The organism is Ruegeria sp. YTSC192 (assembly GCF_059609705.1).
In genome coordinates this window covers 94,667-116,604 of record NZ_JBXWMG010000001.1, presented here as the reverse complement: position 1 = coordinate 116,604, position 21,938 = coordinate 94,667, and the positions used below count along the sequence as shown (strand labels likewise).

Annotated in this window: 24 protein-coding genes; 17 read left to right on the top strand and 7 right to left on the bottom strand. The window is 58.4% G+C overall.

Translation table 11 applies throughout. The annotated features are described in order from the left end of the window. Positions 1 to 13 precede the first annotated feature (13 nt). On the top strand, positions 14 to 742 hold the full coding sequence (locus AC2FD8_RS00560) for a TSUP family transporter (protein WP_496853871.1): 729 nt from the start codon (positions 14 to 16) through the stop codon (positions 740 to 742). Then, positions 708 to 1,784, top strand: coding sequence for a D-cysteine desulfhydrase family protein (locus AC2FD8_RS00555; RefSeq protein ID WP_496853873.1), 1,077 nt, complete (start codon positions 708 to 710; stop codon positions 1,782 to 1,784). The genes AC2FD8_RS00560 and AC2FD8_RS00555 overlap by 35 nt, the downstream gene beginning before the upstream one ends. A gap of 151 nt (positions 1,785 to 1,935) precedes the next feature. On the opposite strand, the gene AC2FD8_RS00550 is transcribed toward AC2FD8_RS00555, so the two are convergent. The 3 genes from AC2FD8_RS00550 to AC2FD8_RS00540 form a co-directional block, all read right to left on the bottom strand. Beyond that, entirely contained in the window at positions 1,936 to 2,250 is a 315-nt protein-coding gene (locus AC2FD8_RS00550; protein WP_496853875.1) for a DUF1244 domain-containing protein, read from the bottom strand. A gap of 76 nt (positions 2,251 to 2,326) precedes the next feature. Further along, complete coding sequence (locus AC2FD8_RS00545) at positions 2,327 to 2,566, bottom strand: DUF6868 family protein (RefSeq protein WP_496853877.1); 240 nt, start codon at positions 2,564 to 2,566, stop codon at positions 2,327 to 2,329. 61 nt (positions 2,567 to 2,627) lie between these two features. Further along, positions 2,628 to 3,365, bottom strand: a complete 738-nt coding sequence (locus tag AC2FD8_RS00540) for an N-formylglutamate amidohydrolase (RefSeq protein WP_496853878.1) — start codon at positions 3,363 to 3,365, stop codon at positions 2,628 to 2,630. A 127-nt stretch (positions 3,366 to 3,492) separates the two neighbouring features. Here AC2FD8_RS00540 and pyk point away from each other — a divergent pair, with 127 nt between their 5' ends. The 6 genes from pyk (at position 3,493) to AC2FD8_RS00510 (ending at position 8,441) form a co-directional block, all read left to right on the top strand. After that, entirely contained in the window at positions 3,493 to 4,938 is a 1,446-nt protein-coding gene (pyk, locus tag AC2FD8_RS00535) for a pyruvate kinase (protein WP_496853879.1), read from the top strand. Between the two features lie 245 nt (positions 4,939 to 5,183). After that, positions 5,184 to 5,621, top strand: a complete 438-nt coding sequence (locus AC2FD8_RS00530; protein WP_170380993.1) for a universal stress protein — start codon at positions 5,184 to 5,186, stop codon at positions 5,619 to 5,621. A gap of 14 nt (positions 5,622 to 5,635) precedes the next feature. Then, entirely contained in the window at positions 5,636 to 7,186 is a 1,551-nt protein-coding gene (locus AC2FD8_RS00525; RefSeq protein ID WP_496853880.1) for an alanine/glycine:cation symporter family protein, read from the top strand. Positions 7,187 to 7,367: 181 nt separating this feature from the next. Further along, entirely contained in the window at positions 7,368 to 7,568 is a 201-nt protein-coding gene (rpmI, locus tag AC2FD8_RS00520) for a 50S ribosomal protein L35 (RefSeq protein ID WP_010443552.1), read from the top strand. Between the two features lie 14 nt (positions 7,569 to 7,582). After that, positions 7,583 to 7,948, top strand: a complete 366-nt coding sequence (gene rplT, locus AC2FD8_RS00515) for a 50S ribosomal protein L20 (protein ID WP_008756009.1) — start codon at positions 7,583 to 7,585, stop codon at positions 7,946 to 7,948. A 154-nt stretch (positions 7,949 to 8,102) separates the two neighbouring features. Beyond that, positions 8,103 to 8,441, top strand: coding sequence for a hypothetical protein (locus AC2FD8_RS00510; RefSeq protein ID WP_496853881.1), 339 nt, complete (start codon positions 8,103 to 8,105; stop codon positions 8,439 to 8,441). A 98-nt stretch (positions 8,442 to 8,539) separates the two neighbouring features. On the opposite strand, the gene AC2FD8_RS00505 is transcribed toward AC2FD8_RS00510, so the two are convergent. Then, complete coding sequence (locus AC2FD8_RS00505; protein WP_496853883.1) at positions 8,540 to 9,244, bottom strand: transposase; 705 nt, start codon at positions 9,242 to 9,244, stop codon at positions 8,540 to 8,542. A 450-nt stretch (positions 9,245 to 9,694) separates the two neighbouring features. Here AC2FD8_RS00505 and AC2FD8_RS00500 point away from each other — a divergent pair, with 450 nt between their 5' ends. From AC2FD8_RS00500 to AC2FD8_RS00485, 4 genes are all read left to right on the top strand, one after another. Next, positions 9,695 to 10,483 (top strand): exodeoxyribonuclease III, encoded by a 789-nt coding sequence (locus tag AC2FD8_RS00500; RefSeq protein WP_496853884.1) that lies wholly within the window; start codon positions 9,695 to 9,697, stop codon positions 10,481 to 10,483. Positions 10,484 to 10,659: 176 nt separating this feature from the next. Beyond that, entirely contained in the window at positions 10,660 to 11,577 is a 918-nt protein-coding gene (trxA, locus tag AC2FD8_RS00495; protein ID WP_496853886.1) for a thioredoxin, read from the top strand. 27 nt (positions 11,578 to 11,604) lie between these two features. Further along, a complete protein-coding gene (locus tag AC2FD8_RS00490) occupies positions 11,605 to 12,246 on the top strand; it encodes an LON peptidase substrate-binding domain-containing protein (protein ID WP_496853887.1) in 642 nt (213 codons plus the stop codon). Then, positions 12,243 to 12,428 carry a Trm112 family protein gene (locus AC2FD8_RS00485; protein ID WP_170460087.1) on the top strand — a complete coding sequence of 62 codons (186 nt, stop codon included), beginning with the start codon at positions 12,243 to 12,245 and terminating at the stop codon, positions 12,426 to 12,428. Before AC2FD8_RS00490 ends, AC2FD8_RS00485 begins: the two co-directional genes overlap by 4 nt. A 25-nt stretch (positions 12,429 to 12,453) precedes the next feature. On the opposite strand, the gene AC2FD8_RS00480 is transcribed toward AC2FD8_RS00485, so the two are convergent. Then, positions 12,454 to 13,716: an FAD-dependent monooxygenase gene (locus AC2FD8_RS00480; protein WP_496853889.1), complete on the bottom strand. Its 1,263-nt coding sequence runs from the start codon at positions 13,714 to 13,716 to the stop codon at positions 12,454 to 12,456. Between the two features lie 51 nt (positions 13,717 to 13,767). On the opposite strand from AC2FD8_RS00480, the gene AC2FD8_RS00475 reads away from it, so the two are divergent. The 4 genes from AC2FD8_RS00475 (at position 13,768) to AC2FD8_RS00460 (ending at position 19,971) form a co-directional block, all read left to right on the top strand. Then, positions 13,768 to 15,096, top strand: a complete 1,329-nt coding sequence (locus AC2FD8_RS00475; protein ID WP_496853890.1) for an amidase — start codon at positions 13,768 to 13,770, stop codon at positions 15,094 to 15,096. Positions 15,097 to 15,205: 109 nt separating this feature from the next. Next, a complete protein-coding gene (locus AC2FD8_RS00470; protein ID WP_496853891.1) occupies positions 15,206 to 16,387 on the top strand; it encodes an aminotransferase class I/II-fold pyridoxal phosphate-dependent enzyme in 1,182 nt (393 codons plus the stop codon). Positions 16,388 to 16,401: 14 nt separating this feature from the next. Further along, positions 16,402 to 19,335: a DNA translocase FtsK gene (locus tag AC2FD8_RS00465; RefSeq protein ID WP_496853892.1), complete on the top strand. Its 2,934-nt coding sequence runs from the start codon at positions 16,402 to 16,404 to the stop codon at positions 19,333 to 19,335. 39 nt (positions 19,336 to 19,374) lie between these two features. After that, positions 19,375 to 19,971 (top strand): LolA family protein, encoded by a 597-nt coding sequence (locus tag AC2FD8_RS00460; protein WP_496853893.1) that lies wholly within the window; start codon positions 19,375 to 19,377, stop codon positions 19,969 to 19,971. Between the two features lie 10 nt (positions 19,972 to 19,981). Here AC2FD8_RS00460 and AC2FD8_RS00455 read toward each other — a convergent pair whose 3' ends face one another. Both AC2FD8_RS00455 and AC2FD8_RS00450 read right to left on the bottom strand, forming a co-directional pair. Next, positions 19,982 to 20,563 carry a transglycosylase SLT domain-containing protein gene (locus AC2FD8_RS00455; RefSeq protein WP_496853894.1) on the bottom strand — a complete coding sequence of 194 codons (582 nt, stop codon included), beginning with the start codon at positions 20,561 to 20,563 and terminating at the stop codon, positions 19,982 to 19,984. A gap of 61 nt (positions 20,564 to 20,624) precedes the next feature. After that, positions 20,625 to 21,506: an AEC family transporter gene (locus tag AC2FD8_RS00450; RefSeq protein ID WP_496853895.1), complete on the bottom strand. Its 882-nt coding sequence runs from the start codon at positions 21,504 to 21,506 to the stop codon at positions 20,625 to 20,627. A gap of 80 nt (positions 21,507 to 21,586) precedes the next feature. Here AC2FD8_RS00450 and hspQ point away from each other — a divergent pair, with 80 nt between their 5' ends. Beyond that, a complete protein-coding gene (gene hspQ / locus AC2FD8_RS00445) occupies positions 21,587 to 21,913 on the top strand; it encodes a heat shock protein HspQ (protein WP_496853896.1) in 327 nt (108 codons plus the stop codon). Positions 21,914 to 21,938 lie beyond the last annotated feature (25 nt).

Below are 21,938 nucleotides of genomic sequence, written 5' to 3'. Positions count from 1 at the left end.
ATGGGGGAGCCGAGTGTTCGTTGACCTTGCTATACTGATGGTCGCCATAGGTCTTGGCGCAACGCTGCAAGTCGGTGTTGGAATCGGGTTCAGTATTATTGCGGGCCCGCCAATGATGATAATGCTTGGTACGTCGACAGCGGTTCCCACACTGCTGCTGTTGAACACCGTCGTTTCGGCGGTGGCGACAGATCGAAAAGTGTTTAAGTCCGACCGTCAGACAATTCGAACGGCAATCATCGGTTGCCTCGTCGGAGTGGTTGCAGGTCTTGCCATTTACCCATGGCTGAGCGAGGCGTTTGTCCTCGCCCTGACAGCCAGCCTGTTGCTGATCGGGCTTCTTACCACCTTGCTCCCCTTGCACCGGTCAATTGGAACAGCTGGATTTTCCGCCATATCAGGATTATCCGGGTTGGCGACCGTTTGGGCAGCGACGCCGGGCCCCCTTATGGTATTTGGATTGATTGCACAGGGCCGCTCGGCGAAGGAGGTCGCAAAGTTAGTTCAACCCATCGCGCTAGTGGCGTACGGCATCGCGTTCCTATTGCATAGCCTGACAAAAACGCAGGCGTTCGCTTTCGGGTCGGAATTGTGGGGCTTCATTGCGCTGACCCTGATTGGCAGCGTCCTCGGTCGCTTGGTTGGGCCTTACTTGCCACAATCGCTCGTCACAACAGCGATCCGATTGGTTTCTTTCATTGCCTGTAGTGTTCTCTTTCATCGCGCATTTACGATCGCGTAAAACCAAAGGGCCGACGATGACACAAAAAAGCAATCTGGACAGTTTTCCACGAGCACAGCTCATGACAGGTCCAACCCCCTTGGAGCGGTTGGATAGATTGTCTTCGGAACTGGGCATCGATCTCTGGTTGAAGCGCGATGATCTGACCGGGCTTGGGTTTGGTGGGAATAAGACGCGGCAGCTTGAGTTTTATTTGGGAGAAGCCCTTCGGCAAGGTGCCGATACCATTTTGATCACCGGGGCAGTTCAGTCCAACTTTGTTCGATCTGCTGCTGCGGCTGCGGCCAAATTGGGTATGCAATCCGTGCTGCAACTGGAAGAACGTGTTCCGGATATGGGCGAAGAGTATTACCGCTCCGGGAATGTGCTGCTGGCGCAAATCTTGGGCGCCGAACATATGAGTTATCCCGAAGGCGAGGATGAAGTCGGAGCAGATGCTGCGCTGCACGCGCGCGCCGACGAATTGAAATCTCATGGGCGCAAGCCTTATGTCATTCATCTGGGATTGTCGCATCCACCTTTAGGCGCCTTGGGCTATGTCCTTGCGGGACAAGAACTGTGTCATCAGATGGCGGATTTCGACGCGGTCGTCGTCCCTTCGGGTAGCGGAGCCACACATGCAGGTCTGTTGGCCGGAGTAGTCTTGGAAGAAAATGCCGCGACGGTTTTTGGAGTCTGCGTGCGCAGGGATCACAACAAGCAACAGGCCAGGATGAACACTGTTCTGCAGAATTTGGCGGATTTGCTGGCAATCGACGCAGCGCCTTTGCAGGACAGGATCACCGTAGTGGATGAAGCACTGCCCCCAGGATACGGGAAACTCAGTTCCATGACCCGTGCTGCCTTGGAGAAGATGGCGCGCACCGAAGGAATTTTCCTTGATCCCGTCTATTCCGCGAAAACCTTTGCCGGGTTGTTGCACCTGGTGAACACACGAGAAATTCAACCCGGACAGAAAGTTGTCATGCTGCACACGGGTGGGTTGCCTGCACTTTTCGGATACCAGAACGAGTTGGTGAACGATCTACACGTCGACCATTGACGAAACTGATGCCAAACCTAGTGACTGTAAGAGATACCAAGCATCAACCTGCCCTCGAAATATGTAGGCGCGCATCATAGTGTTTTCTTGAGCGCCGCCCTATTAGGAAAAGGTTTGACGTCTGATGAAGCGCCCTGCTGGTTTTCAGGGTTTATGATCTCTTGGTGACATTTTCATCAAATGCGACCTTGAAGGCGGCCTGCTTGTCGGGGCCGGCTTCGGTCTGGTAGTTGGATTTCCATTCATCCATGGACATGCCGTAGAAGATCTGGCGGGCTTCGTCCTTGTCCATCTCGATGCCTTTTTCATTGGCCGCTTCCTGATACCAGCGCGACAGGCAATTGCGGCAGAACCCGGCCAGATTCATCATGTCGATATTCTGAACGTCTGTGCGATCTTCCATCAAGTGCTTTTGCAACCGTCGGAACGCTGCGGCCTGAAGTTCGATTTCGGTTTGCTTGTCCATGGTCTGGCTCCGGAGGATTGGATGCGGTCTTCTTCTGAACTAACGCTCTGATGTCGGTGTTTCAACAAGCTCTGCGTCAGGCCAGTTTCAAGGCCAGCCACGGAATGATGCAAAAGATCATCGTCAGGATTTTGTAATTGGCCAGATACCGAAAATAGGCGCGCTTCACATCTGGGCGTTCCATTTGGAACATGCGTGCGTGAACCCCTGCAATCCGGTCTTGAAAAACAACAACCATCAGCGTTGTGAACACTAAGACAGCGATGTTGAGAACTGCCATCCAGCCGAAAACGCCAATCAGTAATTCGTGTGTCATGATCGCCTCCTTCCTGGGTCCCGATATGGGGGCTGAAGGTGCGGCTCACAACAAAGTGTGATCAAAGGTCGCTGTCTGTCAGGGCATCCTGCAGGATCACCGCCAGTCTTTCAGCCCAGGCCCGTTGCCCTGCGTGATCCGCGATAAGGTCATTGCGAAGCTCGATCAGGACATTCGGCCGACCGTGCGAAGTGCAATGCGTGTCGATAGCGTCGCCGGGCAGAACGCCGGTATAGGGCTCGTTCACGCCGACGCACAGGTCGCTTTCGGCCTTCAGGCGGTCGATCAGGGGGCGCGAGAAGCGGTCATCCGAGGTGTGCAGAACCCCCACATGCCACGGGCGTGGTTCGCGACCGCGGAGTTGGCGGGTGAAAGAGTGCATCGAGACGATCACCGCATGGGGCAGAGCAGCCAACCGCCCGAGCGCGTCGTGATAGGGGCGATAGCACATGTTCAAACGCCGTTCACGCTCGGCCGCATCGGCGTGGCGATTGCCGGGGATGATTGAGCCATCATAGAGCTTCATCAGCAGCGTCGGGTCGTCCTCACCCCGGTTCGGGTCAATCACAAGGCGCGAGAAATTGGCCGCGATGACCGGCGCATTCAGGATCTCGCCCAGGTGTTTCGAGACCTCGTAGGCGCCGACATCATAGGCGATGTGGCGTTCCATATCTTCGCGCGGCAACCCCAGATCCCCGCCGTTGATTTCGGGGGGGACGGTGTTGGTCGCATGATCGCAGGTGATCAGCCATCGGGACGGGCGATCCTCGCCATGGATAAAAAACGGAGTGTATGTCATGTGCCTGTCATCAAGTTTGCGGCAGGTGTATGGCAGTTGCTTCCAAAAGGGAATTGCGCAATAACCACCCACATACTGTTTGCGGTAACATTGCCGTATTCCCGAGGGATTGAGGAGAGCGAATCCAGTGCGACGCCTTAGAAATGTGAAAATCGTGGCGACGCTGGGTCCGGCGTCCAATGACTATGACACCATCCGGGCCCTGCATGAGGCCGGGGCAGACGTCTTTCGCCTGAACATGAGCCATGGCAGCCATGACGAGATCCGCGAACGGCATCGCATCATTCGTCAGGTGGAAAAGGATCTGGACAGCCCGATCGCGATTTTGGCCGATCTTCAAGGCCCGAAGCTGCGGGTTGGGGTCTTTGCCAATGACGCGGAAGAACTTGTTGAGGGCGCGGCGTTTCGGTTGGACCTCGACCCTGAGGCCGGGGATGCCAGCCGTGTCTGCCTTCCACATCCGGAAATTTTTGCGGCGCTTGAACCCGGTGCGCGGCTGCTGGTCAATGACGGCAAGATCCGTCTGACCGTGCAGGATTGCGGTCAGGATTTCGCCAATTGCACGGTTGAGGTCGGCGGGACGATCTCGAACCGCAAGGGTGTGAACGTGCCCGATGTGCTGCTGCCACTGGCAGCCTTGTCGGCCAAGGATCGCGACGATTTGGAGTTTGTATGCCAACTGGGTGTGGATTGGCTGGCGCTCAGCTTTGTGCAGCGGGCCAAAGACGTGTTCGAGGCGCGTGCGCTGGCGGATGGACGAGCGTCGATCCTGTCGAAGATCGAAAAACCCGCCGCGGTCGAAGCGTTTGCCGATATTCTCGACGCATCAGACGGGATCATGGTGGCACGAGGCGATCTGGGCGTTGAGCTACCGGTTTCGGCTGTGCCCCCGATCCAGAAACGTCTGGTTCGCAAGTGCCGTGGTGCCGCCAAGCCTGTGATCGTTGCGACCCAGATGCTGGAGAGCATGATCGAAAGCCCGATGCCAACCCGCGCCGAAGTCTCGGACGTTGCGACAGCGATTTACGAAGGCACTGATGCCATCATGCTCAGCGCGGAATCTGCGGCAGGTTCGTACCCGATCGAGGCGGTGCAGACCATGAACAAGGTCGCCATCGAGGTCGAAGCCGACCCGACCTACACGCAGATCATCGCCGCCTCGCGTACTGCCAAAGGGTCGACCATTGCGGATGGTATCGTGGCAGCAGCGCGTGAGATCGCGGAAAAGACTGACATCAAGGCGATCTGCTGTTTCACACAAAGCGGCACCACCGCCCTGCTGACGGCACGGGAACGTCCCGGAGTGCCGATCATCGCCATGACGCCCGCCACCGGAACCGCCCGCCGTCTGTGCCTGAGCTGGGGCTGCCACTGTGTTATGACGCCCGAGCTTGAGCGGTTCAAAGGGGCCGTGGTCAACGCCGCCCGCGCCGCCCGCGCAGGCGGGTTCGCCGCCGAGAGCGATCAGATCGTTGTCACCGCAGGCGTACCGTTCAATGTCCCCGGAACCACGAATATTTTGCGTATTGCCCCTTGTGACGAGCGCTTGATCTATAACACAGATCCGGGCTGAGTCCGGTCGGGTTTCAAGGAGGATCAAGCTGATACTTCACGGGTCGCCCATCTTTTGGGCGATTTTTTCCTTTTAATTTCAATGGGTAAATCCCCGCAAGGTTGTACCTTGCAAAAATGCCTCTGTTTTTTGGTGTTTTTGCCGGATACTGGGCTACGGGGCGATCATCTCAGACAGTTCCAGGTTCCGGTCGCCCTGCCGGGGGCACGGGCCCCGGTCAATCCAAAAAATAATGGAGGAACGACATGACAACAAAGATTGTCATTGGACTGGACGGGACAGAAACCGGAGAGCGCGCCATCGCCTTTGCCAAGGATTTGGCCGGGCGGATTGGCTCATGCGAAATGCTGGTTGTTTATGTCATCGAATGGTCCCCTTTCACTTTCCAAACACCGGAAGAAAACGCCCAACGGCACAAGCGGCGCGAGGAAGAGGTCGAACTGGCCACTTCGCGGATCATTGCCCCTACGGTTGAGGCGCTAAAGGCCGATGGGTTCGAAGCGCACGGCATCGTGCGCCATGGCGACGTGGCCGAGACGCTGAACGCGATCACGGTTGAAAACGGCGGCACCCAGATCATCGTCGGGCGCGCTTCGGCGGATGGGTTCAAGAAACGGCTGTTTGGAAGCTCGACCCAGAATTTGGTCATGCATGCCGACGTGCCTGTCACGGTCGTGAACTGAGCGGAGGGACTAGGATGAATATGCTTCAAAAACTCGGTCTTGGTGCGACCATGGCTATGCTTTCCAACCCCGCTTTCGCGCAAGAGGCGCCGGGTCTGGATGACAAGATCAACCAGGCCTTTGCGGATCTAACCGGCCCCTTCGTCAGTTTTATCTTCGCGCCGTTTCCGGGCACCGGCTTCCCATGGATCGTGGGTTGGCTGGTCGTCGCGGCGACAGTGTTCTCGCTCTATTTTGCCTTTGTGCAATTCCGGTTCTTCGGCCATTCGATCAGCTTGGTCAAAGGCGACTACTCCGATCCGAACGACGCGGGTGAGGTCAGCCATTTCCAGGCCCTTGCCACCGCGTTGTCGGGGACGGTCGGCCTTGGGAATATCGCCGGTGTGGCGGTCGCCATCGGGATCGGTGGCCCGGGGGCCACATTCTGGATGATCGTCGCGGGCCTGCTGGGTATGGCGTCGAAATTCACCGAATGTACGCTGGGCGTCAAATACCGCAACGAATATGAAGACGGCACCGTTTCGGGTGGCCCGATGTACTACATGTCCAAGGGCTTTGCCGAGCTGGGTCTGCCCGGTGGCAAGATCCTGGCCGTGCTGTTCTCGATCTTCTGTATCCTTGGCGCGTTGGGCGGGGGCAACATGTTCCAGGCCAATCAGGCGCACCAGCAGATTGCCGGGATCGTCGGCGACTATCCGGGCTGGATCACAGGTCTGGTCTTTGCGGCCATCGTCTTTGCGGTGATCGTGGGTGGCCTGAAATCCATCGCGCGCGTGACCGAGAAGGTCGTGCCGTTCATGGGTGTCATGTACGTATTGGCGGCGCTGGTTATCATCCTGATGCATATCGACCAGATCGGCTGGGCCTTCGGCCAGATCTTCGCAGGTGCCTTTACCGGCCTCGGCGTAGCAGGCGGTATGGTCGGTGCGCTGATCCAGGGCTTCCGTCGTGCGGCGTTCTCGAACGAAGCAGGCGTGGGTTCCGCTGCGATTGCGCACTCAGCCGTACGGACCAAAGAACCGATCACCGAGGGCTTCGTCTCGCTGCTTGAGCCGTTCATCGACACGGTTGTGATTTGTACCATGACTGCGCTGGTGATCATCATCACCCAGCAGTTGGTCGTTGATCCGGCAACCGGCAACTACATGCTGAACGAAGCGGGCAACGCGATTGCAACGGTGGACGGTAACACAGGTGTCAGCCTGACCTCGGCCGCCTTCGGCAGCGCCTTCGGCTGGTTCCCGTTCGTTCTGGCGATTGCCGTGGTTCTGTTTGCCTTCTCGACGATGATCAGCTGGTCCTACTATGGCCTCAAGGCATGGACCTACCTGTTCGGCGAAGGCAAAACGACCGAGCTGATCTTCAAGGTCATCTTCTGCATCTTCGTGGTAATCGGTGCGGCGGCCAACCTTGGCCCGGTCATCGACTTCTCGGATGCGGCAATCTTTGCCATGGCGGTTGTGAACGTCTTTGCACTCTACTTCCTGATGAAAGTCGTGCGTCAGGAGCTGGCCTCCTATTCCGAACGGCTGAAAAGCGGCGAGATCCGCAAATTCGGCCACTAAACACTTCACCGGGGCGGCCTTGTGCTGCCCCGGTGCCTGGGCCGTTGCGAAAAGCGCAGATTCTGGGCCAAACCCCCTTGCCAGTATGAATGAACTTGCGTAAATGGCGCTTCTGATCGCGTGACCGGCCAATGTGGCATGCCGAGTCGCGTTTTGTACCGAACCCCGAAAGGAGACGGAAATGCCTAAGATGAAGACAAAGTCGAGCGCCAAAAAGCGCTTTAAGGTGACTGCGACCGGTAAGGTCCTTGCTGGCCAGGCCGGCAAGCGTCACGGCATGATCAAGCGGACCAAGAAGTTCATCCGCGACGCCCGTGGCAACACCACCCTGTCCGCCCCCGACGCCAAGATCGTCAAGGGCTACATGCCCTACGACCGCTAAGAGGAGATTAAGAGATGTCCCGCGTTAAAGGTGGAACCGTAACTCACGCCCGTCACAAGAAGGTCATCAAGGCCGCCAAAGGTTACTATGGCCGCCGCAAGAGCACCTTCAAGGTTGCCCGTCAGGCCGTCGACAAGGCGAACCAGTATGCAACCCGCGACCGTAAGAACCGCAAGCGCAACTTCCGCGCGCTGTGGATCCAGCGTATCAACGCTGCTGTGCGTTCGCATGACGAGGCTCTGACATATTCCCGCTTCATCAACGGCCTGAACCTGGCCGGTATTGAAGTGGACCGCAAAGTTCTGGCCGACCTGGCCGTACACGAACCGGAAGCGTTCGGTGCGATCGTCGCCAAAGCTCAGGCCGCTCTGGCAGCCTGATCCTCTGAAAAGAGACAGTGAATGAGAGGCCGTCCCATTAGGGGCGGCTTTTTTGATTTGCGAGTAGGGAATGTCGGCTCAGAGCCCAATGTGCTCAACAGGTTTGTACTTGATTGGGCTTGCTAATTGCACAGAGCTTCAACAATATCACGGCATGAAGAACTGGCGCCGTTTTGACGATGACGACATCGTTGATGTTGAAAATCGTACTTGGAAGTTTGAGTTCCCAAATGGTAACTACACACTAAAATTGAAGCAATCGAGACAGAACACCGTTGATGTGAATCATGGTGAAAAAACAGATTCTTGGCCTGTCGAGGTGAAAGAACAGAAACGTCAAGAGTTTAAATTCTCTGGTTTCGCTTGGGCGACGCCCGAGATAGGTTTGGAGGAAACCTGCTGGTTCGAGTTGCATATCTGTCTGACCCCCACAATAACGTACTGGGGCGACCGAGTGGTTATACGAACAGACCTAGTTTGCTCTTCGCAATAAGTTCAGCGCCTCGAACAGCGGCAAAGTCCGGATAGTGTCGAAGAAGTCGACGTAGGAACAGCCAATGGGCGAAGCCCAAAGCTGCTGGGATGTTCCTCTCAGCCTGTTGGTTCAGGTTGAGGGATTAGTTTTGCAAGTTTTCTTAGGTTCTGTGCTGTGGCTGCGAGTTGGAACTGTTCGTATGCACCTTTGGGTTCTCGAAGCCACATCATCGGCACGCCGATGTATCGCTTCAGGGGAGCAAACAGCATCTCGACTTTCCGCCTTTGAATGAACGAGGTCATGCAGGCATCTGTCTTTCGGATATCGCGGGCGACGTCTCGAGCAGCTTCGTGGACGGAACGAAGCACGTTTCGGGCTGGCTGTTTTGGACAGCAATTTGCTTTCAATGGGCATGCGTCGCAGTCGTGCTTTGACGCTCGATATTTGATGAACCCCTCTTTGCCGCCGTTCGGCTTGCGCGGCGTGGAATAGCTCCGGCGAAATGTTCGCAGCTCTTTGTTGCCAGGACATGTGTAGCTGTCGGTCGCCGGGTCGTAGACGAAGTCTTCACGTGAGAATGTGCCGTCCGTCCGTTTGGATTTATCCCAGACTGGAATGTGTGGGTCGATGCCGTGCTCTTCGACCAACCAGCCCAGCATCTCTGCCGATCCGTAGCCCGTATCGCCCACCAGCTTATCTGGTGTCATGTCGAAGCGGTTGGTAATTCGGTCGATCATCCGCCGCGCGGCGAGGGCCTCCGCGGTTCGGATCGGCACGGATGGCTCCACATCTACGATGATCGCATTGTCCAATTCCACCATGTAGTTGGTGAAACAAGCAAAGAATGCGGCCCCTCATCGGCGCCTGTCCAGCGCGCCGCAGGGTCCACCGGCGAGATGTATTTGGAGACGACTTTGGTGGACGCGCCGAATGCGGCGTCATCCAGCGTTTCGAGATACTCCTTAACCACGCGGGTGGTCAGTTCGGGGGTAGACCTTCCTTGCTTTCAATCCCGCGTGTCTGGTTGGCAGGAAAAAATCGTCAATCGAGAACTCGTAAAACAGCGCACCCTGCGCCACCTGCCTCGGTCCCATCATCGCTAAGTCCTCCACTCTCAAATCAAGTGAATCAGCGCCAGACAAACCAATCAACTGACTTTTCAACACTATCTCCGCATAGAGGTCATTGACGGACCCTAGCCGTTTGTGGCCTGTTCTCGTGGCGCTAAACGCCGTGCCACGCCAAGCCCGACTTCGACAGAGGAATCCCCCATGCCCTTCACCCTTGCCACCTGGAACATCAATTCGGTCCGCCTGCGCGAGCCTATCGTGCTGAAATTGCTGCAGGAAGAGGCTCCGGATGTGCTGTGTTTGCAGGAATGCAAGTCTCCGGTTGAAAAGATCCCGACCGAAGGATTTGCGGAGCTGGGCTATACCCACATGGTGGCCCGTGGGCAGAAGGGCTATAACGGTGTCGCCATCCTGTCGCGCATCCCGATGGAGGAGGTCGGCGACAAGGATTTCGCCGGTCTCGGCCATGCCCGTCACATCGCCGCACGGCTGGAAAATGGCGTCACCATCCAAAACTTTTACGTCCCGGCGGGCGGGGATGTTCCGGATCGTGAAGTGAACGAGAAGTTTGGGCAAAAGCTCGATTATCTCAGCGATATGCGCGACTGGTTCCACACTGAGAGACCCGAGAAATCCATTCTGGTCGGCGATCTGAACATTGCCCCGCGTGAGGATGATGTGTGGTCGCACAAGCAATTGCTCAAGGTCGTCTCGCACACGCCGATCGAGGTTGAAGCACTGGCCGAAACACAAGATGCGGGCGGATGGGTCGACATTACCCGGCAGGATATCCCCGAAGGGCAGCTTTATAGCTGGTGGTCATATCGCGCGCGTGATTGGGACGCAGCTGACAAGGGGCGGCGCCTGGATCACGTTTGGGCCACCCCGGATATTTCGAACGCGGGGCATTCCAGCCGTGTGCTGCGCGACGCGCGCGGGTGGGAAAAACCAAGCGATCACGCCCCCGTTTTCGCCAGTTTCGATCTTTAAAGCGTTTTGCGTTTTAGTTGAGGCGAGGCCTTCGAAATGCGCGTTCGACCGCAGGGAGAGGCAGCGTATTTCGATTCAAATCAAACGCAAAGCGATCTAGACCTGCAACTCGGCCCTTGGTTTCTGCAGCAAGTGATTGCATATAGGGCGCACGTTTGAACCGGAGAATGTATGCCATGGACCTTCTGAGCGGCGCGGAAAGCACCTCAGCCACCGATCTGATCAAGGACAGCAGCGAAGCCACCTTTATGGAGGATGTTGTCGAGGCGTCGCAGGAAACTCCGGTGATCGTGGATTTTTGGGCACCTTGGTGCGGCCCGTGCAAGACACTTGGACCTGCGCTGGAGGAGGCGGTGACCGCTGCCAAGGGCGCGGTCAAGATGGTCAAGATCAACGTGGATGAGGCGCAGATGATCGCGTCTCAGATGCGCGTTCAGTCGATTCCGACCGTCTACGCATTCTACAAGGGTCAGCCGGTGGACGGCTTTCAGGGCGCGTTGCCAGGGTCCGAGATCAAGGCCTTTATCGACCGCGTGATCGAGGCCGCCGGGGGCGAAAGCCCCGGTGGTCAACTGGAGGACGCCGTGCAAGCCGCCGAGGAAATGCTGGCTGAAGGCGCAGCCGTGGATGCGGCGCAGACCTTTGCCGCGATTCTGGGCGAAGACCCCAACCATGCCGCTGCCTATGGTGGTCTGGTGCGCGCGCATATTGCCTTGGGCGATCTGGAACAGGCCGAGGCGATCCTGAACGGCGCCCCTGCCGAAATCTCCAACGCTCCGGAGCTTGAGGCCGCCCACGCCCAGTTGGAGCTGGCCAAACAGGCAGCGGATGCAGGCCCGTTGGCCGAGCTGACCGCTGCAGTTGAGGCCGAGCCGGACAATCATCAGGCCCGGTTCGATCTGGCACAGGCCCTACACGCCAATGGCGATGTGGAAGAGGCTGTCACGCAGCTGTTGGAGCTGTTCCGCCGCGATCGTGAGTGGAACGAGGGTGCTGCCAAAACGCAGTTGTTCACGATCTTCGATGCGCTCAAGCCCAACGATCCGATTGTTCTGAACGGGCGGCGCAAACTCAGCTCGATGATATTTGCCTAATTCCGGATCAGAGCTAGACTCGGGTCTATGATTCATCCCGCCGACTTACCGGATACGATATCCGTGTTTCCACTGCCCGGGGCGCTGCTGCTGCCCCGGTCGCGACTGCCATTGCACATCTTCGAGCCACGCTACCTGCAAATGCTGGACGATGCCCTGAAAACAAAGGAGCGGCTGATCGGCATGGTTCAGCCGAACCCGTCGCTGAGTGATGACACAAAGCTGCATCGGATCGGTTGCGCCGGTCGCGTAACGCAATTCTCCGAGACTGAGGATGGCCGCTATTTGATCACCCTGACCGGTGTGACCCGGTTCCGTATCAAATCCGAACAGGACGCCTTTACACCCTATCGCCGGTGCGAAGTGTCCTGGGATGGGTTTGACCGCGATCTCGGCAAGGCCGAGAAGGACGATGTGTTCGACCGCAGCCGTTTTCTGAACCTGCTGGAACGCTTCTTCGACTCGCGCGATCTGTCGACGGACTGGGATTCGTTGAAAGAGGCAGAAGACGAGCTTTTGGTGAATTCGCTATCGATGCTGATGGATTTCGATCCGGAGGACAAACAGGCCCTGCTAGAGGCCCCCTGTCTGCGCACACGGCGCGAGACGCTGGTAACATTGATCGAATTCGCGCTGCGGGGCGGATCAAATGAGGAAAAACTGCAATGAGCGAGCCTGAACACGCTTTTGACCGCCACATGCTTGAGGCGCTGATTTGCCCGCAGACGCATACGACGCTGCACTATGATGCTGACAAGCAGGAGCTGGTGTCAAAGGCTGCCGGTCTTGCCTTTCCGATCCGCAACGGCATCCCGGTGATGCTGGTCGATGAGGCCCGCGCGTTGGACTGAGCATTTTTGAACGCTCAAGAGCGCTCTAGATTGGCCGTCCTTGCAACAGCTTCGGCAGGTCGCCGGTCAACCCGGCGGCCTCACGAACAAAGCCTCGGCGCAGGCCGGGCAGAGATCCGACAATGCCCATCCCGATGTCCCGCCCAAGGCGCAGCAGCGGGTTGTCATTCGAAAACAGCTTGTTGAACATATCGGTCGCCATCGCCAGCGAGGCCGTGTCGAACCGTCGCCATTCCTGATAGCGCTCCAGCACCAGAACCGAGCCGATATCCTCGCCACGCCGCCCGGCCAAGGTCAGCACTTCGGCCAAGGCGCCCACGTCCCGCAGCCCGGCATTCAGGCCCTGGCCTGCAATGGGGTGCATCCCGTGTGCGGCGTCGCCAACAAGGGCCAGACGATCCGAGATGAAGGAATTGGCGATGGTCAGGTTCAGCGGATAGGTGAAGCGGTCGCCCTGCAGGCGAATGTCGCCCAGAAAATCCCCGAACCGAGGGCGCAAGACCTGCAGATACTCGGCCTCGGGCAGGGCGTTGATGCGCTGCGCTGCCTCGGTGCGTTCGCTCCAGACGATCGAGCTGCGATTGTCGGTCAGTGGCAGGATCGCAAGTGGGCCGGGGGGCATGAAGAACTGATGGGCAATGCCGTGATGCGGCAGGTCGTGTTCAATCGCGCAGACAAGGGCGGTCTGGCCGTAATCCCAGCCGGTACGCTTGATCCCGGCGCGGGTCGCAGTTCCGCTGCTGCGCCCGTCGCAGCCTACGATCAGATGACCCTCAAGGGTCGCACCGTCATCCAGCGTCAACGTCCCGCCGGTTGCATCAACCTGTTGCGAAACAACCGTTTTGCCGTTGATCTGGGTGATCCCTTGTTCTTCCGCCATCGCCTCAAGAAACGCGCGGCGCAAGTGGCGGTCTTCGACCATATAGCCCATCGGGCCTTCTTCGATCTCGGCATGGTCGAAATGCATGAAAAAGGGGGACGGCCCGATACCCGCATGGCCGTCGGTGACCTTGATCTCAAGCATGGGCTGGGCATGTTCCTCGACCCTATCCCATACGCCGATCGCGTCCAGCAACCGTTTGGACGCCAACGCCAGCGCATAAGACCGCCCGTCGAATGCCGCGTTTTTGCGGAGTTTTTCGCCCAATGTGTCGATCACGCAAACAGAATGCCCGGTTTGCGCCAGTGCCAATGCCAGGGCCGCGCCGTTCAGGCCTCCGCCCACAATCAGGATATTCGATGCCTGTGTCATGCCCTGCAATATGCGCGCCCTTTCGGGATTGTCCATGTGCGGTCCTGTCGCTACCGTCCCAGAAAGGCAGACGCAAGGAGGGGTGTAATGCAGGAATGGCTAACCATGACGGCCTGTGATTTGGGCCGTGGGATCGGCAAGGGGCAAATCGACCCTGTTGAATTGACCGAGATCTATCTGACCGCCATTGACGCACATCCCCATCGCGACCGCATCTATGCGCGCGTTACCCATGACCGCGCCCGGGCTGAGGCGAAAGCCGCGAAAGAGCGCGCCGCCTTGGGCCTGCGGCGTTCCTTGCTGGATGGTGTGCCGATCAGTTGGAAGGATCTGTTCGACACCGCTGGTATTGGAACCGAGGCGGGCTCGGCGCTGCTGGAAGGGCGCGTGCCGGATGCTGACGCCGTGGTTGTGCGCAACGCGACGGCCATGGGGACGGTGTGCCTTGGTAAAACCCATATGAGCGAGCTGGCGTTTTCTGGGCTAGGCCTGAACCCGATCACGGGCACCCCGCCCTGTGTAGATGATGAGGACGCCGTGCCGGGCGGGTCATCCTCGGGCGCCGGGGCCTCGGTCGCATGGGGGCTGGCGGCCTGCGGGATTGGCTCGGACACGGGCGGGTCGGTGCGAATACCGGCGGCCTGGAACAACTTGGTGGGGCTGAAAACCACGGCCGGGCGGCTCAGCCTTGAAGGGGTCGTGCCGCTCTGTCTGCGGTTCGACACGGTTGGCCCTCTGGCGCGTTCGGTCGAAGACGCCGCGCATATGCTGGCCTTGCTGGAGGGCGGCACGCCTGCGGATCTGCGCGAGGCCAGCCTGAAAGGTCGACGCTTTGCCGAGTTGCAGAACATCTCCAAAGATGACTTGCGCGATGCGCCGCGCCAAGCTTTCGACGATGCGCTGGATCGCCTGCGCGATGCCGGGGCCGAGATCGTGCCGCTGGAAGTGCCCGAACTGAACGATGCAATGGCGCTTTCGGGTGTTCTTTACACGACCGAGGCTTACGGGCTTTGGAAAGATGTCATCGAAGCGAACCCCGACGCGATGTATCCCGAAATTCTTGAAAGGTTCCGCGCAGGCAAGGACGTATCAGGCCCCGACTACGTGGCCGCGTGGTCCAAACTCAAGGCCTGTCGTGCGGCGTGGGACGCGGCGACCGCCGGGTTTGATGCGGTTCTGGCGCCAACGGCACCCATCCTGCCGCCAAATCTGGATCGGCTTCTCAGTGACCACGACTACTACGTGACCGAGAATCTTCTGGCCCTGCGCAACACGCGTATCGGCAATCTGATGGGGCTTGCGGCGCTGACCCTGCCGACGGGCACAGCAGGCTGCGGGTTGATGATGCTTGGCTATCCCGGCTCGGAGGAAGCGCTGCTGCGGTTGGGTTCGGCAGCGGAAACCGCATTGGCGTGAATGCCACAATCCCCTGATTCGGAACCTCTTTGTCTGGACGGGGCGGGGTCTGATCTGTAATCTGCAAATCAAACGGGGCGAAAATGATCCCGATATTGAGGCAGTAGATATGAATTTCCCCGAGCGGTTTTCGAACCTACCGGAATACGCATTCCCGCGTTTGCGCACCCTGTTGGACCACCATCAACCGGGTGGAGACGTGATTCACATGACCATCGGTGCGCCGATGCATGACTTCCCCGCTTGGGTCACAGACGTCATCACAGAAAACGCGGCCGGGTTTCAGGGTTATCCCCCGAATGAGGGTTCGCCCGAGCTGCGCGGTTCGATCACCGACTGGATCAAGCGCCGCTACGGCGTGACGATGGACCCCGATACCAACGTGATGGCCCTGAACGGCACGCGTGAGGGGCTGTACAATGCCGCGATGGCGCTGTGCCCCGAACAGAAGAGCGGCCAAGATCCCATCATTCTGTGTCCGAACCCGTTTTATCAGGTCTATATGGTCGCCTCGATCTCGGTCAGGGCGCAGCCCTATTTCGTGTCCGCCACAGCCGCGACCGGCCATTTGCCGGACTATGCCAGCTTGCCTGAGGATGTGCTGAACCGGACGGTTGCCGCCTATATCTGCTCGCCTGCGAACCCGCAGGGGGCTGTCGCCTCGCGCGACTATTGGGCCGAGTTGATCGGGTTGGCCGAGAAATATGATTTCCGCATTTTCGCTGATGAATGCTATTCCGAGATCTACCGCGATGAGGCCCCGACAGGTGCCTTGACCGTCGCACAAGAGATGGGCGCTGATCCTGAGCGGGTCCTGCTGTTCAACTCTCTGTCGAAACGGTCGAATTTGGCCGGGCTGCGCTCGGGCCTGATTGCGGGCGGTCCGGACAGTATCAAACGGGTCAAACAGCTGCGCAACTATGCGGGTGCGCCGTTGCCGCTGCCGCTACAGGCTGCTGCCGCGCGCGTCTGGGCTGATGAGGCACACGTGGCCCGGAACCGCGCGCTCTATCAGGAAAAATACGCCATCGCGGATGACGTCTTCTCAGGCCTGCAAGGCTATATGCCGCCCGAGGCTGGGTTTTTCCTGTGGCTGCCAGTCGAGAATGGCGAGGAAACCGCATTGAAGCTGTGGCAGGAGACCGGCGTTCGGGTTCTGCCGGGTGCATATCTTTCTCAAGGTGATCCGGGGCAGAACCCGGGCGAGCAGTTTATTCGGGCCGCGTTGGTGGCTCCAAAAAAAGAGTTGCAGCAGGGGCTGATCAAGCTTCGTGACTGCATCTATTCGTGAGGTACGAGGGCAAAATGGCATCATTGAACGCGCGCAACCGCGATCCATTACTGGACAGCACGACGCAAGCCGCGATTGAGCGGCGCACCAAGGAACTGATCGGGATCGCCCTGATCTTGTTGGGGCTGGCCGCTGCGGCGATGATCTGGTCCTACACGCCGGAAGATCCGAACTGGATGGTTTCAACCGACGCACCGGTGCAGAACTGGATGGGCCGGATCGGGGCCTCGATCGCCGCGCCGTTGTTCATGATCGTTGGCTGGGGCAGCTGGGGTATCGCGCTGGTTCTGATCGGCTGGGGTGTGCGTTTCGCTGGCCATTTCGGCGAAGACCGAGCCGTGGCGCGGCTGATCTTTGCGCCGATCTGGATTGCCATTGTCTCGGTTTACGCCGCCACTCTGGTTCCGGGCGAGGTCTGGCGCGCAACCCATAGCTATGGGTTGGGGGGCCTGTTCGGCGACACTGTCATGGGGGCCATGCTGACCCTGCTGCCGATCTCCTCGCATTTCCTGGTCAAGCTGATGTCGTTCGCCATGGCCGTCGGAATGCTGACGCTGGGTATTTTTGTTTTGGGCTTCACCAAAGTTGATGTCGCGCGTGGAACGCGGGCCTTCCTGCTGGGGCTGGTGATGTCCTACGACATGCTGATGAACATGCTGGGACGGGGCGCCTCGGCCACGGCACAGGTTGCGCGGGATCGTCGTGAGCAATGGAAAGAACACCGTGCCGCGCGGATTGAACCCGTTTTTGACGATGAGATCGCGTTTGACGACCCAATCTTCGAAGAGGTCGAGGAAGAACCCGAACCCGCCCCGAAAACCGGCCTGCTGGCCCGGATGCCTGCCCTGATCCGCCGTCCCGAGCCGCTGCCAGAGCCTGAATTGGTCGAAGCCATGCCAGTGCAGGGTTTCGATGAAATGCCGGGTGAAGATCGTATCCGCTCGAAGATTTCGGCCGCCGTGCGCAATCGCAAGGTGGCGACCGGCGAGATGGCCCCTGAACATGACCCGAGCCGGCCTTTGACCAAGGGTCGCGGTCGTGGGCCGGACCCGCTGATCTTCAATCCCAGTGGGGCGGATGAATTGCCGCCCGAGCCGCCCATGACTGCTGCTGGCCTGCCGCCCGAGCCTGTTCTGTCGGCTGAACCGATGTGGCAAGACACGGCGCATGACTATCAGCCCGAGCCTGACTATGAGCCCGAGGCAGACTACATGCCCGAGAATAGCTACGCCGCGCATGATTTTGACGATGACACGGTGTTCGAAGATACGGCGACACCTGAGCCTGTTGTGCCACAGCGCCCAGCCGTGAAGATACCAGTGGCCGAGCCGCGCAAGCCGGTTGTTGCCCAACCTGTCCGTCGCACTCCAACACCGTCCCGTCGGGCGCAGGCCGAGGCGCAGCCGACCCTGTCCTTCGAGGAACGTCATTCCGATTTCGAGTTGCCGCCGCTGGGCCTTTTGTCCAACCCATCCAGCATTCAGCGTCACCACCTGAGTGACGAGGCGCTGGAAGAAAACGCACGGATGCTGGAGAATGTGCTGGATGACTACGGCGTGAAAGGCGAGATCGTCAGCGTCCGCCCCGGCCCCGTGGTCACCATGTACGAGCTGGAGCCTGCTCCGGGTCTGAAAGCGAGCCGTGTAATCGGTCTGGCCGACGATATTGCACGTTCGATGTCGGCCCTGTCGGCTCGTGTTTCGACCCTGCCGGGTCGCTCTGTCATTGGTATCGAACTGCCCAACGAAAACCGCGAGATGGTGGTGCTGCGTGAAATTCTTGCCAGCCGTGATTTCGGCGACGGCAACCACGCGTTGCCGCTGGCGCTGGGCAAGGATATTGGCGGTGAATCGGTTGTCGCGAATCTCGCGAAGATGCCTCACCTTCTGATCGCGGGGACGACCGGCTCGGGTAAGTCGGTGGCGATCAACACCATGATCCTGTCGCTGCTGTATAAGCTGACCCCGGATGAGTGCCGCCTGATCATGATCGACCCCAAGATGCTGGAACTATCTGTCTATGACGGCATTCCGCACCTGCTGTCGCCCGTTGTGACGGACCCGAAAAAGGCGGTTGTGGCCCTGAAATGGGTCGTGGGCGAGATGGAGGATCGATATCGCAAGATGTCCAAAATGGGTGTCCGCAACATCGCAGGTTACAACGGTCGGGTGAAAGACGCGCAGGACAAAGGCGAGATGTTCAGCCGCACGGTCCAGACGGGCTTTGACGATGAGACCGGCGAACCAACGTTTGAAACCGAAGAATTCGCCCCCGAGGCGATGCCCTATATCGTCGTCATCGTCGACGAGATGGCCGACCTGATGATGGTCGCAGGCAAAGAGATCGAGGCCTGCATCCAGCGTCTTGCACAGATGGCGCGGGCGTCGGGTATTCACCTGATCATGGCGACGCAGCGGCCGTCGGTCGATGTGATCACCGGTACGATCAAAGCCAACTTCCCGACGCGGATTTCGTTCCAGGTGACCTCGAAAGTCGACAGCCGGACTATCTTGGGCGAAATGGGCGCCGAGCAACTGCTGGGGCAGGGTGACATGCTTTATATGGCGGGTGGCGCCAAGATTACCCGCTGCCATGGCCCGTTTGTCTCGGACGAAGAGGTCGAGGAAATCGTCAACCACCTGAAGCAATTTGGTCCGCCCGATTACATGAGCGGCGTGGTCGACGGCCCGGCTGAGGAAAAGGCCGACAACATCGATGCCGTATTGGGCCTGAACACTGGTGGCAACACCAACGGTGAGGACGCGCTTTACGATCAGGCGGTGGCGATTGTGATCAAGGATCGCAAATGCTCGACCTCATACATCCAGCGTAAACTTGCCATCGGCTACAACAAAGCCGCCCGGCTGGTTGAGCAGATGGAGGACGAAGGCGTTGTTTCGGCGGCAAATCACGTCGGTAAGCGGGAAATCCTCGTCCCCGAGCAGTAGGATATTTAATAACAAGGGCAAAAGCCTTATCTGGGTCCTATGAAACAGATTGCTTTTGCCCTTGCTTTGACACTGGCCGCGCCTGCCGCTTGGGCGGCAGACAAGCTGCCGCTGTCGGAGATTTCCAATTATCTGAACAAGATGAAAACGGTTCAGACCAGTTTTACCCAGGTCAACGATGACGGCTCTCTCAGTACCGGCAGGCTATGGATTCAACGGCCCGGTAAGATGCGGTTCGAATATGATCCGCCCGACAGCGCGGTTGTCCTTGCACGCTCGGGGAGTGTTCAGATATTTGACCCGAAATCCAACCAGCCGCCCGAACAATACCCGCTGAAGCGAACGCCACTGTCACTTGTGCTGGCTCGGAATGTGAATCTGGGGCAGGCCAATATGGTCGTCGGTCACGACTTTGACGGGACCGCGACCGTCGTGACGGCGCAGGACCCCAAAAACCCTGAATCGGGCCGGATTGAGTTGATGTTCACGGACAACCCTGTCGAGCTGCGGAAATGGGTGATCCACGACAATGCAGGAACCCAAACCACAGTTCTTCTGGGGGAGCTGACCGAAGGTGGGCGCCTCGATCAGAGCTTGTTCTCAAACGGAAAGCGGGTCGGGTCAGGCGACCGCTGACCCGCCTAACTCAGTAGCGGCAACTGGCCAGCTGAGCCTGATACAGGTTGGCCCGTGCATCGACATCGCTGGCCACATTCAACAGCCATGATTTCTGGTTGTAGCTACCGCGCGCATAGCCCGTGTGGCCTTCGTGATAGGCCAGATACTGGTTGCGCGTGTCGCCCAGGTTGATGCCGTTCCGCTCGTAGGTTTTGTTCATGTACCAGCCGATAAAGTCGGACGCGTCGCGAATGCGGTCCCGCTTGGCGCGGCGTTTGCCGGTTTCACGCTGGTATTCTTCCCACGTGCCGTCCAGGGCCTGGCTGTAGCCAAAGGCGCTGCTCTGCCGACCCATCGGGATCACGCCCAGCACGTAGCGATGCGGGGTGCGCGCATCATGGCGGTAACGGCTTTCCTGATAGATCGTCGCCATCTGAACGTGAACGGGGACGCCCCATTTCCGCTCGGTGCTTTTGAAAGCTTTGATGTAGTCAGGTTTTTCGCGCGCAATGCTGCACGCGTCATTCAATCTGCTGGGTGGCTGTTTTGACCCGCCACCACAGGATGCCAAAAGCAGCACCCCTAGGAGTACGAAAAGAATTCTGCTCATGTGCCTCGTGCCTTTTTTCTGGCATTCTAGCGCAGATTGAGCGCTGAGGAAATCACAATCGCTAGAGAATGATCGCCAAAACACCCGGTAACGCGGCGACAGACAGCACGGTCGAGACCATGACCATGCCGGCAACAGCATCTGCATCCGCTTCAAACCGTTCGGCCAGCAGGTACGAGGTGACGGCGACGGGGGTACACATCTGCAAGACCAGAACGCCAAAGGCGATCGATTCCAGCCCGAAGGCGATGGCGACGCCCCATCCAAGGGCAAAGCAGACCGCCAGTTTGAGAAACGACAGCCAAATGGCCTGGTGAAGACTGCGAGAGGTCAGGCGCGCGATTGCCACGCCAACGGTCACCAGCATCATCGGAACAGCCATTTGCCCGAGCAAATCAAGGGTGTTGGTCAGGAACAGAGGCGTTTCCCAGCCCTGCCACAGGAACAGCGCGCCCAGCAGCGTGGCCCAGACCATGGGCTGGCGGATGACCTGCCCGAAGGCGCCTTTGCCCGCGACCAGATAGATCCCATAGGTAAAGGAAAACAGTGCGGTCACGGCCAGAAAGATAACCGCATATCCCAAACCGGCCTGACCAAATGCAAAGATGCATAGGGGAAGACCCAGATTGCCGGTATTTCCGAAGATCAGTGGCGAAAGGTAGGTGCGTTGCTCAAGCTTTAGCACCTTTACAATGACCCAGAAAACGACCGCGAGAACCAGATTGGCCGCAATGGTGGCCAGCGTGAACCGTGACAGGTCACCCCCCGGAATTTCGGTCTGCATCAAGGCCACGAAAATCAGACTCGGGACTGCCAGCGTCATCGCAAAACGCGTCACAAACTGTAGGCGGTATTCAAAGCCAAGCTTCACCCAGACAAAGCCGATTGCTGACAAAAGGAACACCGGTGCCGCAATTTCGAACACTGTCAGTAAGAGGTTCACAGACTGTTTCCTTGAATTTCATATCAATGATTGGCTTTTCCGCCCGGAAAGAGGTAGTAAACTCTTTGGGGGCTGAAACAATGCTAAAGACACACGCCAAGTACGGCCTGGGACAAATCGTGAGACACAAGAAACATCCCTTCCGAGGGGTGATTTTCGACGTGGATCCAGAGTTTTCGAATACCGAGGAATGGTACGAAGCCATCCCCGAAGACAGCCGGCCGATCAAGGACCAGCCGTTCTATCACCTGTTGGCCGAGAACGACCAATCCTTCTATGTGGCTTATGTTTCAGAACAAAATCTGATCGAAGACCGATCGGGTGAGCCGGTTGAGCATCCCGACATCCCCAACATGTTCGGTCCGTTCGAGGATGGGTCATACCCGCTGCACTTCCAACTGAACTGATCAGGACGTCGCGTCTGCGCGTTGA

Coding starts and splice junctions, on each gene's coding strand:
- AC2FD8_RS00505 (WP_496853883.1), bottom strand. CDS start 9,244: ATGGTGGAATTGGACAATGCGATCATCGTAGATGTGGAGCCATCCGTG.
- AC2FD8_RS00465 (WP_496853892.1), top strand. CDS start 16,402: ATGGCATCATTGAACGCGCGCAACCGCGATCCATTACTGGACAGCACG.
- AC2FD8_RS00510 (WP_496853881.1), top strand. CDS start 8,103: ATGAAGAACTGGCGCCGTTTTGACGATGACGACATCGTTGATGTTGAA.
- AC2FD8_RS00470 (WP_496853891.1), top strand. CDS start 15,206: ATGAATTTCCCCGAGCGGTTTTCGAACCTACCGGAATACGCATTCCCG.
- rplT (WP_008756009.1), top strand. CDS start 7,583: ATGTCCCGCGTTAAAGGTGGAACCGTAACTCACGCCCGTCACAAGAAG.
- trxA (WP_496853886.1), top strand. CDS start 10,660: ATGGACCTTCTGAGCGGCGCGGAAAGCACCTCAGCCACCGATCTGATC.
- AC2FD8_RS00460 (WP_496853893.1), top strand. CDS start 19,375: ATGAAACAGATTGCTTTTGCCCTTGCTTTGACACTGGCCGCGCCTGCC.
- AC2FD8_RS00545 (WP_496853877.1), bottom strand. CDS start 2,566: ATGACACACGAATTACTGATTGGCGTTTTCGGCTGGATGGCAGTTCTC.
- hspQ (WP_496853896.1), top strand. CDS start 21,587: ATGCTAAAGACACACGCCAAGTACGGCCTGGGACAAATCGTGAGACAC.
- AC2FD8_RS00500 (WP_496853884.1), top strand. CDS start 9,695: ATGCCCTTCACCCTTGCCACCTGGAACATCAATTCGGTCCGCCTGCGC.
- AC2FD8_RS00540 (WP_496853878.1), bottom strand. CDS start 3,365: ATGACATACACTCCGTTTTTTATCCATGGCGAGGATCGCCCGTCCCGA.
- AC2FD8_RS00490 (WP_496853887.1), top strand. CDS start 11,605: ATGATTCATCCCGCCGACTTACCGGATACGATATCCGTGTTTCCACTG.
- AC2FD8_RS00480 (WP_496853889.1), bottom strand. CDS start 13,716: ATGGACAATCCCGAAAGGGCGCGCATATTGCAGGGCATGACACAGGCA.
- AC2FD8_RS00550 (WP_496853875.1), bottom strand. CDS start 2,250: ATGGACAAGCAAACCGAAATCGAACTTCAGGCCGCAGCGTTCCGACGG.
- AC2FD8_RS00475 (WP_496853890.1), top strand. CDS start 13,768: ATGCAGGAATGGCTAACCATGACGGCCTGTGATTTGGGCCGTGGGATC.
- rpmI (WP_010443552.1), top strand. CDS start 7,368: ATGCCTAAGATGAAGACAAAGTCGAGCGCCAAAAAGCGCTTTAAGGTG.
- AC2FD8_RS00455 (WP_496853894.1), bottom strand. CDS start 20,563: ATGAGCAGAATTCTTTTCGTACTCCTAGGGGTGCTGCTTTTGGCATCC.
- AC2FD8_RS00485 (WP_170460087.1), top strand. CDS start 12,243: ATGAGCGAGCCTGAACACGCTTTTGACCGCCACATGCTTGAGGCGCTG.
- AC2FD8_RS00530 (WP_170380993.1), top strand. CDS start 5,184: ATGACAACAAAGATTGTCATTGGACTGGACGGGACAGAAACCGGAGAG.
- AC2FD8_RS00525 (WP_496853880.1), top strand. CDS start 5,636: ATGAATATGCTTCAAAAACTCGGTCTTGGTGCGACCATGGCTATGCTT.